Origin of the sequence: Citrobacter sp. H12-3-2, from assembly GCF_009649895.1 — a bacterium.
GTDB classification, from domain to species: Bacteria; Pseudomonadota; Gammaproteobacteria; order Enterobacterales; family Enterobacteriaceae; genus Citrobacter; species Citrobacter portucalensis.
The window spans coordinates 4,531,189-4,544,335 of sequence record NZ_CP045837.1 but is presented as its reverse complement, the minus strand read 5'-3'; the positions used below and the strand labels follow the sequence as shown (position 1 = coordinate 4,544,335).

Genomic DNA, 13,147 nt, shown 5'->3' with positions numbered 1-13,147 from the left:
GAAGCTTAACCCATCGCGCTTTCGCGCAGGCTGGCTTTCAGCTTGGTGTACTCATCAATGACATACTGCTCGGCAGCGCGCTGATCGGCAATGCGTTCAACGTTTACAGCACAGTACTTGTACTCCGGCGTTTTGGTAATCGGACTTAAGTTCTCGGTTACCAGTTCATTACATGCGCCAATCCACCACTGGTAGGTCATGTAAATCGCGCCTTTGTTTGGACGATCGCTGACTGCCGCACGGGTAATGACCCGGCCTTTACGCGAGTTCACCCACACCAGCTCTTCATCCTGGATGCCCAGGCGTTCTGCGTCGGCGGTGTTGATCTGGGCATAGCCCGGTTCATCCGCCAGCGCGGCCAACGCCGCACAGTTACCGGTCATCGAACGGCAAGAGTAGTGGCCGACTTCACGCACTGTAGACAGTACCATCGGGTACTCCTCAGTGAGTTTGTCGATTGGCGCTACCCAGTCGCAGGTGAAGAACTGCGCCAGGCCGTTCGGGGTGTCGAACTTCTCTTTGAAGAGATAAGACGTACCCTGGTCGGCTTCTGAGGTGTCGCGGCAAGGCCACTGGATATAACCCAGTTCGCCCATTTTCTCGTAAGTGGCACCGTAGAAATCCGGGCACAGATGACGCAACTCGTCCCAGATTTCCTGGGTGTTGTTGTAGTGCATCGGGTAGCCCATACGGGTGGCGATTTCACTGATAATCTGCCAGTCCGTTTTCAGATCCCACTTCGGCTCAACGGCTTTAAAGAAGCGCTGGAAGCCACGGTCAGCTGCGGAGAATACGCCTTCATGCTCACCCCATGACGTAGACGGTAAAATAACGTCTGCGGCAGCGGCAGTTTTGGTCATGAAGATATCCTGCACGATGACCAGTTCCAGATCCTCAAAGCCTTTGCGCACTGCGGAGAGTTCAGCATCGGTTTGTAATGGATCTTCACCCATGATGTACGCCGCGCGTACTTCGCCATGCGCTGCACGGTGCGGCAGTTCGCTGATGCGATAGCCGGTATGAGCAGGCAGACTTTCCACGCCCCAGGCTTTAGCGAACTTCTCGCGGTTAGCCGGATCTTTCACATACTGATAGCCCGGATAGGTATCCGGCAGCGCGCCCATGTCACATGCGCCCTGAACGTTGTTCTGCCCACGAACCGGGTTAACGCCCACGCTCGGCTTACCGAGGTTGCCGGTCAGCATTGCGAGGCTGGTCAGTGAACGCACGGTTTCCACGCCCTGATAGAACTGGGTAACACCCATGCCCCACAGGATGGCCGCGCTTTTCGCCGTGGCATACATACGTGCAGCCTGACGAATATCCTGCGCGCTAACGCCAGTGATATCTTCGACGGACTCCGGCGTGTAGCCTTCGACGATCTTGCTGTACTCTTCGAATCCTTCCGTACGGGAGGCGACGAACGCCTGGTCGTACAGTTTTTCTTCGATGATGACATGACCCATAGCGTTGAGCAGCGCGATGTTCGAGCCGTTTTTCAACGCGATGTGCATGTCGGCAATACGCGCGGTTTCAATTTTGCGCGGATCGCAGACGATGATTTTCGCCCCGTTACGTTTAGCATTAATCACGTGATTCGCCACGATCGGGTGGGAATCCGCCGGGTTGTACCCGAAGATGAACACTAAATCTGTGTTATCAATTTCATTGATAGCATTACTCATTGCGCCGTTACCGACCGATTGGTGCAGACCTGCAACCGATGGGCCGTGTCAGACGCGAGCGCAGCAGTCAACGTTATTGGTACCAATAACGGCGCGCGCGAATTTTTGCATTACATAGTTGGTTTCGTTACCCGTACCGCGAGATGAACCGGTCGTCTGAATAGCGTCCGGGCCATACTTCGCTTTGATGGCGCTCAGACGACTGGCGACGTAATCAAGCGCTTCATCCCAGGAAACGGATTCCAGTTTGCCGCCACGCTGGCGACGGATCATAGGGGTTTTCAGACGAGGGGTCAGGATCTGGGTATCATTGATAAAATCCCAGCCATAGTAGCCCTTCAGACACAGGGTACCCTGGTTGGTTTTCCCCTGCGCCGCTTCAGCCCGGACGATTTTGCCGTTATCGACCACCAGGTTGATTTTGCAACCTGATGCGCAATATGGGCAAACCGTGACGACTTTTTTCATCGGTCTCGCTCCAGTTAATCAAATCGCGCATACGCGCTTGTCGTTTTTGTTATGCATCTTTTATGCCATGTTTTTATCAGGGGCATTAGTCGATATTACGGGCGAATTTTGCGCAAAACCCTGACGAAAAACAGGCTGTCGTCATATTTGACGTGACGAATCTCCAATACGTGACGCCCCGGCAGTGTGACCGAGGTTATGTTTCCCGCACATCCTTGTGCCTTATCGCTGTCACTCTGTGCAGAATCAATCACACTCATTTAAGTTGGCCAGAAATGGGGAAAAACAATGAAGCCAGCCATACTGGTTGTGGATGATGACATCGCTGTCTGCACGCTTTTACAGGATGTGCTGAGCGAACACGTCTTTACGGTGACCGCCTGTCACACCGGGCAGGAGGCACTGCGCTGCATTGAGACTCAGCCGGATATCGCTCTGGTATTACTGGATATGATGTTGCCCGATACTAACGGCCTGATGGTGCTACAACAGGTGCAGAAGTTGAGGCCCGGATTACCGGTGGTGATGCTGACCGGGCTTGGCAGCGAGTCGGATGTGGTTGTCGGGCTGGAAATGGGGGCTGACGACTATATCGGTAAACCGTTCAATGCGCGGGTGCTGGTGGCGCGGGTAAAGGCGGTGCTCAGACGCGTTGGCGTGTTAACGGCAGAAAGCGGCGGCCCACAGACCACGGGGCTTTCTTTCAATGGCTGGCATCTGGATACCGCCGGTTGCCAGCTGCATAATCCCCAGCAGTTGAAGGTGGAGTTGACGCAGGGGGAATACAGCCTGCTGTTGGCGCTGGCCCAAAATGCCCGGCGGGTGCTGAGCCGGGAACAGCTGCTGGAGCTGACGCGCAGCGACAGCGTTGAGGTGTTTGACCGCACTATTGACGTGTTAATCATGCGGCTGCGGCGAAAAATAGAGAACAACCCGCACCAGCCAATGTTGATCAAAACCCTGCGCGGGCTGGGTTATGTGTTTGCCGCCGACGTGCAACATCACGATAAGGCGGCGTGAACGTGTGCAGTTGCCGGATGCGGCGTAAACGCCTTATCCGGCCTACAAAAGCGATAATGACCCCGTAGGCCTGATGCGGTCGTAGGCCTGATAAGCGTAGCGCATCAGGCGTCAGCCATTTCTGCTTTCAACTCTGCCAGCGTCTTCGCGCCGTCTATCGCATTCGCGCACAGCAAGCTTGCCCGCGCACAGGCGTGTGCCAACCTGACGCTGTCCGTCAGCGACCAGCGCTCATGACAGCCATACAAAAATCCAGCGCAAAACGCATCTCCCGCTCCGACGCTGCCAACGATCTCCTCCTGCGCCAGGTACTGCGACGGGATCCAGACGCCCGGCAGATCCGGCGCTTCACCCCAGGCACCTTCCGGACAGTGGATCACCACCCGCTGGCGTACACCTGCATCCAATAATTCGCGTGCGGCGGTGGCGATGTGCGCAATATGCAGTTCGCCGTTGGGCTGGCGGATCTCCAGCCCGCTGAACTCCCCGGCTTCCAGCTCGTTAATCACCAGATAGTCTAGATGGCGCAGGGCTGGCATCACCAGCGGTTGATAGCGCGGGTCGCCCTTGCGTGAGACCAGATCCAGCGACGTTTCAAAGCCGTTGTCGCGCATTTGCGCCAGCAGCCGTGCGCTACGCGTCCCGAACTCCTCATCCGGCATGTCCAGACTGTCGAGCAGCAGCAGATATCCCAGATGGAAGATTTTCATCGAGGTATCCAGTTGCTCAAACGCAGGCAGATCGAGTAGCCGATTGGCACCGGGCGAGTGGAAAAAGGTGCGCTGACCGCTGGGATCGGTCATCACCTGCGACATCGACGTGGGGGCGAATGTGGTGCGCTGCACGTGTTGGCGATTAACGTGATACTGCTCCAGCATCGCCATGATGTAGTCGCCGTCGCTGTCCTGACCGATTAACCCCACCGCCTGCAACGGCAGCCCAGTGTGCATTTTTGCCAGCGTCAGCAGCACATTAAGCGGCGCACCGCCCGTGGCGCGTTCGCTACGGGTGATTTCCGCCAGCCAGCCACGTTCCGGCCACTGCACAATTTGATGCACGTGATCGACCAGCATGTTGCCTGCGGCGATAACGCCTTTGCGTTCCATCAGACCCGTCCCGCGCTGCCAAAAATGCGCATCTGTTCCGAAACGGTATCGGTAATGGCCTCTTCAATGCCGAGCAGCAGTTCGGCGAATTCGTCGTACAGCGGCTGGCGATTCGCCATCCGTGTTTCTACCGCCGACAGCGCCGCCTGCGACATGCCGGTATAGAAGTTGATTTTGTGAATGCCGAGTTCAATCGCGCGCTTGAAATCGTCGTTGCTGATACCGGAGCCGCCATGCAGTACCAGCGGGATTGCCGCCTGCTGGCGAATGGCGTCCAGACGCGGGAAGTCGAGCAGCGGTTCGCCTTTGTATTTGCCGTGGGCATTGCCAATGGCGACCGCCAGCGCGTCAATCCCGGTTCTGTCGACGAAATCACGCGCCATCATTGGGTCGGTAAATAGCGACTCGTCGGCATGACCGTACAGCGCGCCGCCCTCATCACCGCCCACCGCACCCAGTTCGGCTTCCACCGATACGCCGACGGCGTGGCACATCTTTACCACTTCGCGGGTCTGGCGGATATTTTCTTCATACTCCAGCGTGGAGCCATCGAACATCACTGAACTGAACCCTAAGCGTAGTGCCCGAACTACCGACTCAAAGTGCAGGCCGTGGTCAAGGTTTAGCACCACCGGAATGTCATGCCGCGCGGCTTCGAACTTGACCGCTTCGACCAGAGAATCCAGCGAGATATATTTAAAATGTACTTCGGCGATATTGATGATAAACGGCGAACGTTCCTGTTTAGCTGCGGCAAACAGCGCGCGCAGGAAGTGTGAATCCAGAACATTAAATGCCCCTAAGGCATAGTGATGCTCACGGGCATGGGCAAGACCATCAGCGAGAGATATCAACGGCATAATGCGCTCCTTGGTTAGCGGAACAGGCGATATTCGTTACACAGCACCAGCTGCGCCGGCTCGTCTTCTTCAATGTCGTTATAGCGGGCGATCGGTTGCAAAAAGTGATTATCGTGGTCGTCGTCATTAACAGAAGAAACCTCGCCGACCAGCACGTCGCCAAAACCTTCTTCCGCCCAGAAGCTGTGATACAGGCCCGGCGGCAGGCAGATGCTTTCACCCGGCGTCAGGCGTAACTGACTGCCCGCTGCATGGGTTTGCCGACAGCCGTCAATCACTACGCTCACGTCGGTCTCCTCCGTTTGTTCCCGGATCCCCGCATTCCACAGTTCCACAATTAAATTGCCGCCGCCGCGATTGATAATGTCTTCGCGTTTGCGCCAGTGAAAATGCATCGGCGTGACCTGCGCATCGCGAACATGCATGATTTTCTCGGCGTAGCATTTCTCGTAAGGCATTCCTTTCGGCGAGCCATTACGCAGAGTGAACAGCGTTAACCCTTGCGCGGCGAAATTGTTGCCGCCAAATGCGGTGACATCCCAACCGAGCTTAAGGTCGAACACTTCGCTCCAGGCTGTGGCATCAAGCTTGCGCCATTGGGTCGGGGGGAAGCTGGCAAAAGGGGGGAGATGCACGTCGTGCTGAGAGAAAAACTGGCGCGTGTGGCCAAGGATCTCGTTTATTGCGGAGCGTTTCATCGGCTGAATCCTCCTTAATATAATGCCGGATGGGCCGCGCTTATCCGGCCTACAAATTCATAGCGATCTTGTAGGCCGGATAGGGCATTTTCGCCGCCATCCGGCGTTGTTGTGGCGGGCTATTTAACCGTCCAACCCTTATAACTGCCGACGTTGTTTTTATCGATCATCGTCACCGGGATTAGCACGGGTTCTTTCGGGGCGGGTTTCCCCTGCAATATGTCATAGCCGATTTCGACCGCTTTGGCAGCCATCACCTGCGGATCTTGTGCCGGAGTCGCCACAAATAGTGAGTTTTCGCGCTTCAGCGCTTCTTCACCGTCCGGGGATCCATCTACGCCGACAATAAAGAATTCGCTACGCTGCGCCTGTTTTGCCGCCAGATCGGCACCGATCGCCGTCGGATCGTTAATGGCGAATACGCCGTCGATCTTCGGATTCGCCGCCAGCAACGCGGTCATGATCTCCAGCCCGCCTTCGCGACTGCCTTTGGCGTTTTGGTTATGCGACAGCACCTTGATGTCCGGGTGGCGTTTGAACTCAGTCTGGCAGCCTTCCACGCGGTTCTGGACGGCGGAAACCGGCGGCCCGTTGATGATGACGACGTTGCCTTTGCCTTTCAGGCGGTCGGTAATGTATTTACAGGCCATTTCACCTGCCTGGGTGTTATCGGAGGTAATGGTCGCGTCTGCGCCTTCCGCCGCCACGTCAACGGCAACCACCACGATCCCGGCGTCTTTCGCGCGTTTTACCGCCGGGCCGATGCCTTTGGAGTCGGCGGCGTTAAGGATAATCATGTCGACTTTGGCGGCAATAAAGTTGTCGATCTGCGACACCTGTTGCCCCAAATCGTAACCGCTGGAAACCAGCGTTACTTTAACGCTATCACCTGCCAGCTTGCGTGCTTCCAGCTCCGCGCCTTTGGTGATCTGCACGAAGAACGGGTTGGCCAGATCGCCTACCGTAACGCCAATCGATTTCAGTTCTTTTGCCTGCACAAACGGAGCTGCAGCAAGCAGGGCGCCAGCACAGAGCGCGGTTACTAATGGCTTCAAACGCATACTCGTTTCCTCACGTAGGGTATTGTTGTTATACGCCTGATGGCGCTGCGCTTATCAGGCCTACGAATGAGCAGGCCAGTAAGCTTGTCTATGCACTTTGATGGTGTCGGGTACGGTATTTGTCGATCAGCACCGCTATGATGATCACCGCCCCTTTGATCACCAATTGCCAGAAATAGGAGACGCCCATCAGCGTCATGCCGTTATTGAGCGTGGCGATTATCAACGCCCCCACCAGCGTGCCGGTGATGGTGCCGATCCCGCCAACAAAGCTGGTGCCGCCGAGGATCACCGCCGCGATGGCGTCCAGCTCGTAACCCATGCCTAAGTTGCCGTTGGCGCTATACAGCCGCGAGGCGCTCATCACCCCGCCAAGACCTGAGAGCAAACCGCTCATGCCGTAGACGAACAGCAGCACCAGCCACACTTTGATCCCGGTTAAACGTGCGGCCTGCATATTGCCGCCGACCGCGTAGATATGAACGCCGAGCGTGGTGCGGCGCAGAATGAACCAGCACACCACCACCACCGCCAGCGCAATGACCACCAGCCACGGAACCGGGCCGAGATAGTTGTTACCGATCCACTCAAAGCTGATATTGGAGTTAATCACCGTTGTGCCGTCGGCCAGCAGATAGGCCGCACCGCGCAGCGCCGTATAGGTTCCAAGCGTGACGATAAACGGCGGTAGTCCGGCAAAAGCAACCAGCGCGCCGTTAAACAATCCCAGCACCAGGCCGAGCATCAGCGCCGCCGGAATCGACAGCATGGCAAACTCAGGAATAAGAGAAACGACCATGGCTGCGACAGCGGTGGTACCGAGAATCGAGCCAACCGAGAGGTCGATCCCGCCGGTCAAAATAATGAAGGTCATGCCAGCCGCCAGCACGATGTTGATCGAGGCCTGACGGGTAATATTCAGCAGGTTACTTTCGGTAAAAAAGTTAGGCGCGATAAAGCCAAATACCGCCACAATCAGGATGAGAATCGGTAAGATACCGACCGTTTGCATCAGATCGCTCATCAGCATTTTTTTTGCGGAGGCGGATTTCGCCACCTGCTGGGGAGTGGTTGGATTATTCATGGGGCACCGCCTGATGGTGGGAGTCGTTCACGCCGGTTGCCAGCGTCATAATATTTTCCTGGGTAATGCTTTGTCCGTTCAGCTCGCCGGCAATACTGCCTTCCCGCATGACGTACACGCGATCGCTCATACCGACGACTTCCGGCAGCTCGCTGGAGATCATCAGGATCGCTACGCCTTTGCGCGCCATATCGTTCATGATCCGGTAGATCTCGCTTTTGGCACCGACGTCCACGCCGCGCGTGGGTTCATCGAGGATCAAAATACGTGGGCCGATCGCGACCCAGCGTGAAATCAGCAGTTTTTGCTGATTTCCGCCGGACAGCCCGCCCGCGCGTACCTGTGCGTGCGGCACGCGGATGTTGAGCAGCTTGATGGCGTCATCGGAAATAGCCTGCGCCTTTTTGCGATCGAGCATGCCCCAGTTGGCGTCACGCTCCAGCGTTGCCATGGTGATGTTTTCTGCCGCTGCCAGCTCTAAAAATAATCCCTGTTCTTTGCGGTTTTCCGTCAGAAAGCCAATGCCGTGGTCAATCGCTTCGCGCGGGGAGTGGATCACTACTGGTTCACCGTCTACTTCAATCATGCCGCCGATGGCTTTACGCACGCCAAAAATCAGCTGAGCCAGTTCAGAACGCCCGGCACCGACTAGCCCGGCCAGGCCGACGATCTCCCCGGAGCGCACCAGCAAGCTGCACGGCTGGACTTTATGGCCGTCGGTCAGGTGATGAACATTGAGGCGTGCTTTACCTAAGGGAATGTCGCGCTCTTTGTTGAACAGATCGCTCAACGGACGGCCCACCATCATGCGTACCAGCTCCGAGGCGTTGAGCTTGTCGCGGGTCAGGCTGCCAACATATTGCCCATCGCGCAGGACGCTGACGCGGTCCGAGAGTTCGTACACTTCCGCCATGCGGTGGCTGATGTAGATAATCGCCATCCCCTCATCGCGCAGGCGCATGATCAGTTCAAACAGGCGGTGAGTTTCACGTGAGGAGAGGGCGGCGGTGGGTTCATCCATTACCAGAATGCGGCTGTTACGGTGCAGGGCGCGGGCAATTTCCACCTGCTGCTGTTCGGCGATGGTCAATGTCATCACACGGTCGCTGGCCTTAAACTGGGCGCCGAGTCGGTCGATGACTTTCTGCGACTGCATGACCATCTCTTTACGCTGGACCAGCCCGCCGCGCGACAGCTCGCTGCCAAGAAAGATATTTTCCGCTACCGTCAGGTTCGGCGCGAGCTGCATCTCCTGATAAATCAGCGTGATGCCTGCGCTAAGTGCATCTTTAGGACCGCGAATATGGAACGGCAGACCGTCAATCAGGATCTCACCGCTGGTGGCGGTATAGGCGCCTGCGAGGATCTTCATCAGGGTGCTCTTCCCCGCGCCATTCTCGCCCATCAGGGCATGAATCTCGCCCGGCCAGACCGTTAAATCGACCCCTTTCAGCGCGTAAAATTTGCCAAACGCTTTAGCAATGTTGCGCATCTCCAGAACCGGTGTCCTGCTCATGGCGGATCTCCTGTGGGGTGGCCGATATCAGCAGTCCATCACAGGAATGTAAATGCAAAATGTCAGAAGCCGTTCATATTTGTCATATTGCGATTTTTCTTCACGGAGCGTGATATGCCGCAACCGGGACGTCACTTTTTCGCCAGTGCGCGCGGACGATTGCTGTTCTTCAATCTGCTGGTGGTGGCTGTCACGCTGATGGTGAGCGGCGTGGCGGTGCTGGGTTTTCAGCATGCCAGTCAGATTCAGGAGCAGGTGCAGCAGCAAACCGTTGACGACATGACCGGCAGCATGAACCTGGCGCGGGATACGGCGAACGTGGCGACAGCGGCGGTGCGGCTGTCGCAGGTGGTCGGGGCGCTGGAATACAAAGGGGAAGCGGAGCGGCTGCAGGAGACGCAAAGGGCGCTGAAGCAGTCGCTGGAACAACTGGCTACCGCGCCGCTGGCACAGCAAGAGCCGGTGCTGGTCGAGCGTATTATCCAGCGCAGTAATGAACTACAAAGCAGCGTAGAAGGGATGTTGCAGCGCGGGCAGCGGCGACACCTGGAGCGTAACGCGTTGCTCAGTTCGCTGTATCAAAATCAAAGCTATTTACGTCATCTGCAAAAGTTGACCGGCGCGCAGGATGATGCGCTGCTGGGGCAGATGGACCGCTTAATTGTTGCCGCCATCGACACGCCCACGCCGCGTTCGGTGGTGAAACAACTGGATGCGGTGATGCCTGCGCTTCCCTTGCGCCATGCTAGTCCGCTAATTAGCGGTATCCTCAACGACTTCAACCAGGAGCTGCATAAGCTGGAGCCGCTCTCTTCCGCGCTGGAGCAGAGCGATTTGGCCATCAACTGGTATATGTTTCATATCAAAGCGCTGGTGGCGATCCTCAACAGCGATATCAATCAGTATGCCTCGCAGGTGGCGCTGATCTCAGAGCAACGGGTGGCGCAAAGCCATCAGGAACTGCAATCCGGCGCGATGTTTATTTTAGTGTTTGCGCTGCTGGCGGTGGTGATCACCGGTTTTGCCGGGTGGTATATCTACCGTAATCTCGGTTCCAACCTGACGGCCATTTCACGGGCGATGACCCGGCTGGCGCACGGTGAATCAGACGTCAGCGTACCGGCCCTGCAGCGTCGTGATGAGTTAGGCGAGCTGGCCCGCGCCTTTAGCGTCTTTGCCCGGAATACGGCGTCGCTGGAGCACACCACCCGACTGCTAAAAGAAAAAACCAGCCAGATGGAAATCGATCGCACCGAGCGTCAGGGGCTGGAAGAGGCGCTGTTGCACAGCCAAAAGCTGAAGGCGGTGGGGCAATTGACGGGCGGATTAGCACATGATTTCAATAACCTGCTGGCGGTTATTATTGGCAGTCTGGATCTGGTGGATCCGGATTCTTCCGACGCGCCGCGGGTCAATCGGGCGCTAAAAGCCGCCGAGCGTGGGGCGCTGCTTACCCAGCGACTGCTGGCCTTTTCGCGCAAACAGTCGCTGCACCCTCATGCGGTGGAGCTGAAAACGCTGCTGGAAAATCTGGGCGAACTGATGCGCCACTCTCTTCCGGCCACGTTGACGCTGGAGATTGAAGCCCAGTCTCCCGCCTGGCCCGCGTGGATTGACGTCAGCCAACTGGAAAACGCCATTATCAATCTGGTGATGAACGCCCGTGACGCCATGGACGGGCAGGCGGGCACGATTAAAATCCGTACCTGGAATCAGCGGGTCACGCGCAGCGATGGGCGCAAGCAGGATATGGTGATGCTGGAGGTGGCCGACCAGGGTAGCGGGATGTCGCAGGAGGTGAAAGCCCAGGTCTTCGAGCCGTTTTTCACCACCAAACAGACCGGTAGCGGCAGCGGACTGGGGCTGTCGATGGTTTACGGTTTTGTGCGCCAGTCCGGAGGTCGGGTGGAGATTGAAAGCGCTCCCGGGCAGGGAACGACGGTCAGGCTACAACTGCCTCGTGCCGTTGTGCCGGTGCAGGCTCAGGCAGAACCGGTGGCGGTACATGCGGCGAACAGCGGTGAAAAACTGGTGTTGGTGCTTGAGGATGAAGACGATGTACGCCAGACGTTGTGCGAGCAATTACACCTGCTGGGCTACCTGACGTTAGAGGCCGCAAACGGGGAACAGGCGATGCATATGCTGGCGGCTTCATCCGAGATTGATATTTTTATCAGCGACTTAATGCTGCCAGGTGGTTTAAGCGGCGTGGATGTGGTTAACCATGCCCAGGCACATTATCCGCAGTTGTCCATCCTGCTGATAAGCGGTCAGGATTTACGCCCGGCGCATAACCCTGCGTTGCCGGATGTGGCGCTATTGCGTAAGCCTTTTACTCGGGGAGAACTGGCGCAGGCGCTGCGGCATTCGCGTAATTGAGATTCCTCCGCTACCCGCGCAAATACGCTTTGATTACCGTGGGGCGAGTTTCTTGATGAGGCTGGTTTTATGCAACGCTCCGCGACATTCCTTCTTTTTAGTTTGCTAATGCTGACCACCGTATCGGCACAGGCGGATATTATCGATGACGCCATTGGTAATATTCAGCAGGCGATTAACGACGCATACAAACCGGACAACGGGCGGGATTATGATGATTCGCGTGACGAAAGCTGGCAGCGCCAGATGAGTGACGACCGGCGCAGGCAATATGACAATCGCCGCCGCCAGTTTGAAGATCGACGTCGCCAACTGGATGACCGTCAGCTCCAGCTCGATCAAGAACGGCGTCAGTTAGAAGACGAAGAGCGCAGAATGGAAGAAGATTACGATCGTTAGCGGTAACGATTTAAATTTATGGGTATTTTATCTTTCTGGCAGGGATTTACCTGCTCGCCCAACAGCTCACCATTTTATGTTAATGAATGCACTTGAGCACAGTGCATGTATGCACTACAATCTCTCTATGCTTATGGAAAAGGTGCTGGCAATGGAATGTCTAAATCATTAAATATCAGAAATTTTCGGGATACATGGCTTGAAGATTTTTTTGAACGGGCGACATCGCACAGAAAAATACCTGCGGATATTCACACTGCATTAGCCAGAAAGCTGGATATCATTAATGCGGCTGTTTCGCATCGGGATTTGCGCTCGCCACCCGGTAACAGATATGAAGAGTTAACCGGAAAATTACAGGAATATTCTTCAATCAGAGTAAACAAGCAGTACCGATTAATATTTAAATGGATTAATGGTAAGGCCGAAGATGTGTACTTAGATCCACACATCTATTAGAGAAAACGTAAGGTAACGATATGAAACAGGCATCCAGAAAACCAACGACTGTGGGTGATATCCTGCAATATGAATACCTGGAACCGCTTGATCTGAAAATCAACGATCTGGCTGAAATTCTGCATGTTCACCGCAATACAGTGAGCGCACTGGTCAACAATAATCGCAAATTAACAACGGATATGGCGTTTCGTTTGGCAAAAGCGTTCGATACCTCCGTTGATTTCTGGCGTAACCTACAGGCGGCGGTTGACCTGTGGGAAGTTGAAAATGACATGCGGGCGCAAGAAGAACTGAACCGGATTGTTTCAGTTAAAGATTTTATTGCGCAGCGAGATGTCGGCGCAAAAAAAGTCGCTTAATCATCTGTTTGTAGGCCGGATAAGATGTTTTCATCGCATCCGGCAAATTT

At 55.7% G+C, this 13,147-nt stretch carries 12 protein-coding genes; 5 read left to right on the top strand and 7 right to left on the bottom strand.

Going from position 1 to position 13,147, the window contains the following annotated elements:
• Positions 1-5: 5 nt before the first annotated feature.
• The gene (fdhF, locus tag GHC22_RS21610) at positions 6-2,153 is read right to left on the bottom strand and encodes a formate dehydrogenase subunit alpha (protein WP_081003612.1); all 2,148 of its coding nucleotides are present in this window, start codon (positions 2,151-2,153) and stop codon (positions 6-8) included.
• Positions 2,154-2,441: 288 nt separating this feature from the next.
• Here fdhF and GHC22_RS21605 point away from each other — a divergent pair, with 288 nt between their 5' ends.
• Positions 2,442-3,173: a response regulator gene (locus GHC22_RS21605; RefSeq protein WP_048236333.1), complete on the top strand. Its 732-nt coding sequence runs from the start codon at positions 2,442-2,444 to the stop codon at positions 3,171-3,173.
• 104 nt (positions 3,174-3,277) lie between these two features.
• Here GHC22_RS21605 and GHC22_RS21600 read toward each other — a convergent pair whose 3' ends face one another.
• The 6 genes from GHC22_RS21600 to GHC22_RS21575 all read right to left on the bottom strand — a co-directional run bounded on the left by GHC22_RS21600 (position 3,278) and on the right by GHC22_RS21575 (position 9,498).
• Entirely contained in the window at positions 3,278-4,282 is a 1,005-nt protein-coding gene (locus GHC22_RS21600; RefSeq protein WP_100247236.1) for a carbohydrate kinase family protein, read from the bottom strand.
• Complete coding sequence (locus tag GHC22_RS21595) at positions 4,279-5,139, bottom strand: ketose 1,6-bisphosphate aldolase (RefSeq protein ID WP_153753886.1); 861 nt, start codon at positions 5,137-5,139, stop codon at positions 4,279-4,281. Before GHC22_RS21595 ends, GHC22_RS21600 begins: the two co-directional genes overlap by 4 nt.
• Positions 5,140-5,153: 14 nt before the next feature.
• Complete coding sequence (locus GHC22_RS21590; protein ID WP_008786945.1) at positions 5,154-5,837, bottom strand: D-lyxose/D-mannose family sugar isomerase; 684 nt, start codon at positions 5,835-5,837, stop codon at positions 5,154-5,156.
• A 119-nt stretch (positions 5,838-5,956) separates the two neighbouring features.
• Positions 5,957-6,898: an ABC transporter substrate-binding protein gene (locus GHC22_RS21585; RefSeq protein ID WP_003826688.1), complete on the bottom strand. Its 942-nt coding sequence runs from the start codon at positions 6,896-6,898 to the stop codon at positions 5,957-5,959.
• 88 nt (positions 6,899-6,986) lie between these two features.
• On the bottom strand, positions 6,987-7,982 hold the full coding sequence (locus GHC22_RS21580) for a ribose ABC transporter permease (RefSeq protein ID WP_032948335.1): 996 nt from the start codon (positions 7,980-7,982) through the stop codon (positions 6,987-6,989).
• Positions 7,975-9,498, bottom strand: a complete 1,524-nt coding sequence (locus GHC22_RS21575; RefSeq protein WP_153753885.1) for a sugar ABC transporter ATP-binding protein — start codon at positions 9,496-9,498, stop codon at positions 7,975-7,977. Before GHC22_RS21575 ends, GHC22_RS21580 begins: the two co-directional genes overlap by 8 nt.
• A 114-nt stretch (positions 9,499-9,612) precedes the next feature.
• Between GHC22_RS21575 and GHC22_RS21570 the strand changes: the two genes are divergently transcribed.
• From GHC22_RS21570 to GHC22_RS21555, 4 genes are all read left to right on the top strand, one after another.
• Positions 9,613-11,877, top strand: a complete 2,265-nt coding sequence (locus GHC22_RS21570; RefSeq protein WP_153753884.1) for a hybrid sensor histidine kinase/response regulator — start codon at positions 9,613-9,615, stop codon at positions 11,875-11,877.
• 69 nt (positions 11,878-11,946) lie between these two features.
• Positions 11,947-12,276: a DDRRRQL repeat protein YjdP gene (gene yjdP, locus GHC22_RS21565; RefSeq protein ID WP_153753883.1), complete on the top strand. Its 330-nt coding sequence runs from the start codon at positions 11,947-11,949 to the stop codon at positions 12,274-12,276.
• A gap of 156 nt (positions 12,277-12,432) precedes the next feature.
• On the top strand, positions 12,433-12,735 hold the full coding sequence (locus GHC22_RS21560) for a type II toxin-antitoxin system RelE/ParE family toxin (RefSeq protein WP_032942116.1): 303 nt from the start codon (positions 12,433-12,435) through the stop codon (positions 12,733-12,735).
• Between the two features lie 20 nt (positions 12,736-12,755).
• Complete coding sequence (locus GHC22_RS21555) at positions 12,756-13,097, top strand: HigA family addiction module antitoxin (RefSeq protein WP_008786950.1); 342 nt, start codon at positions 12,756-12,758, stop codon at positions 13,095-13,097.
• The last annotated feature ends 50 nt before the right edge of the window (positions 13,098-13,147 follow it).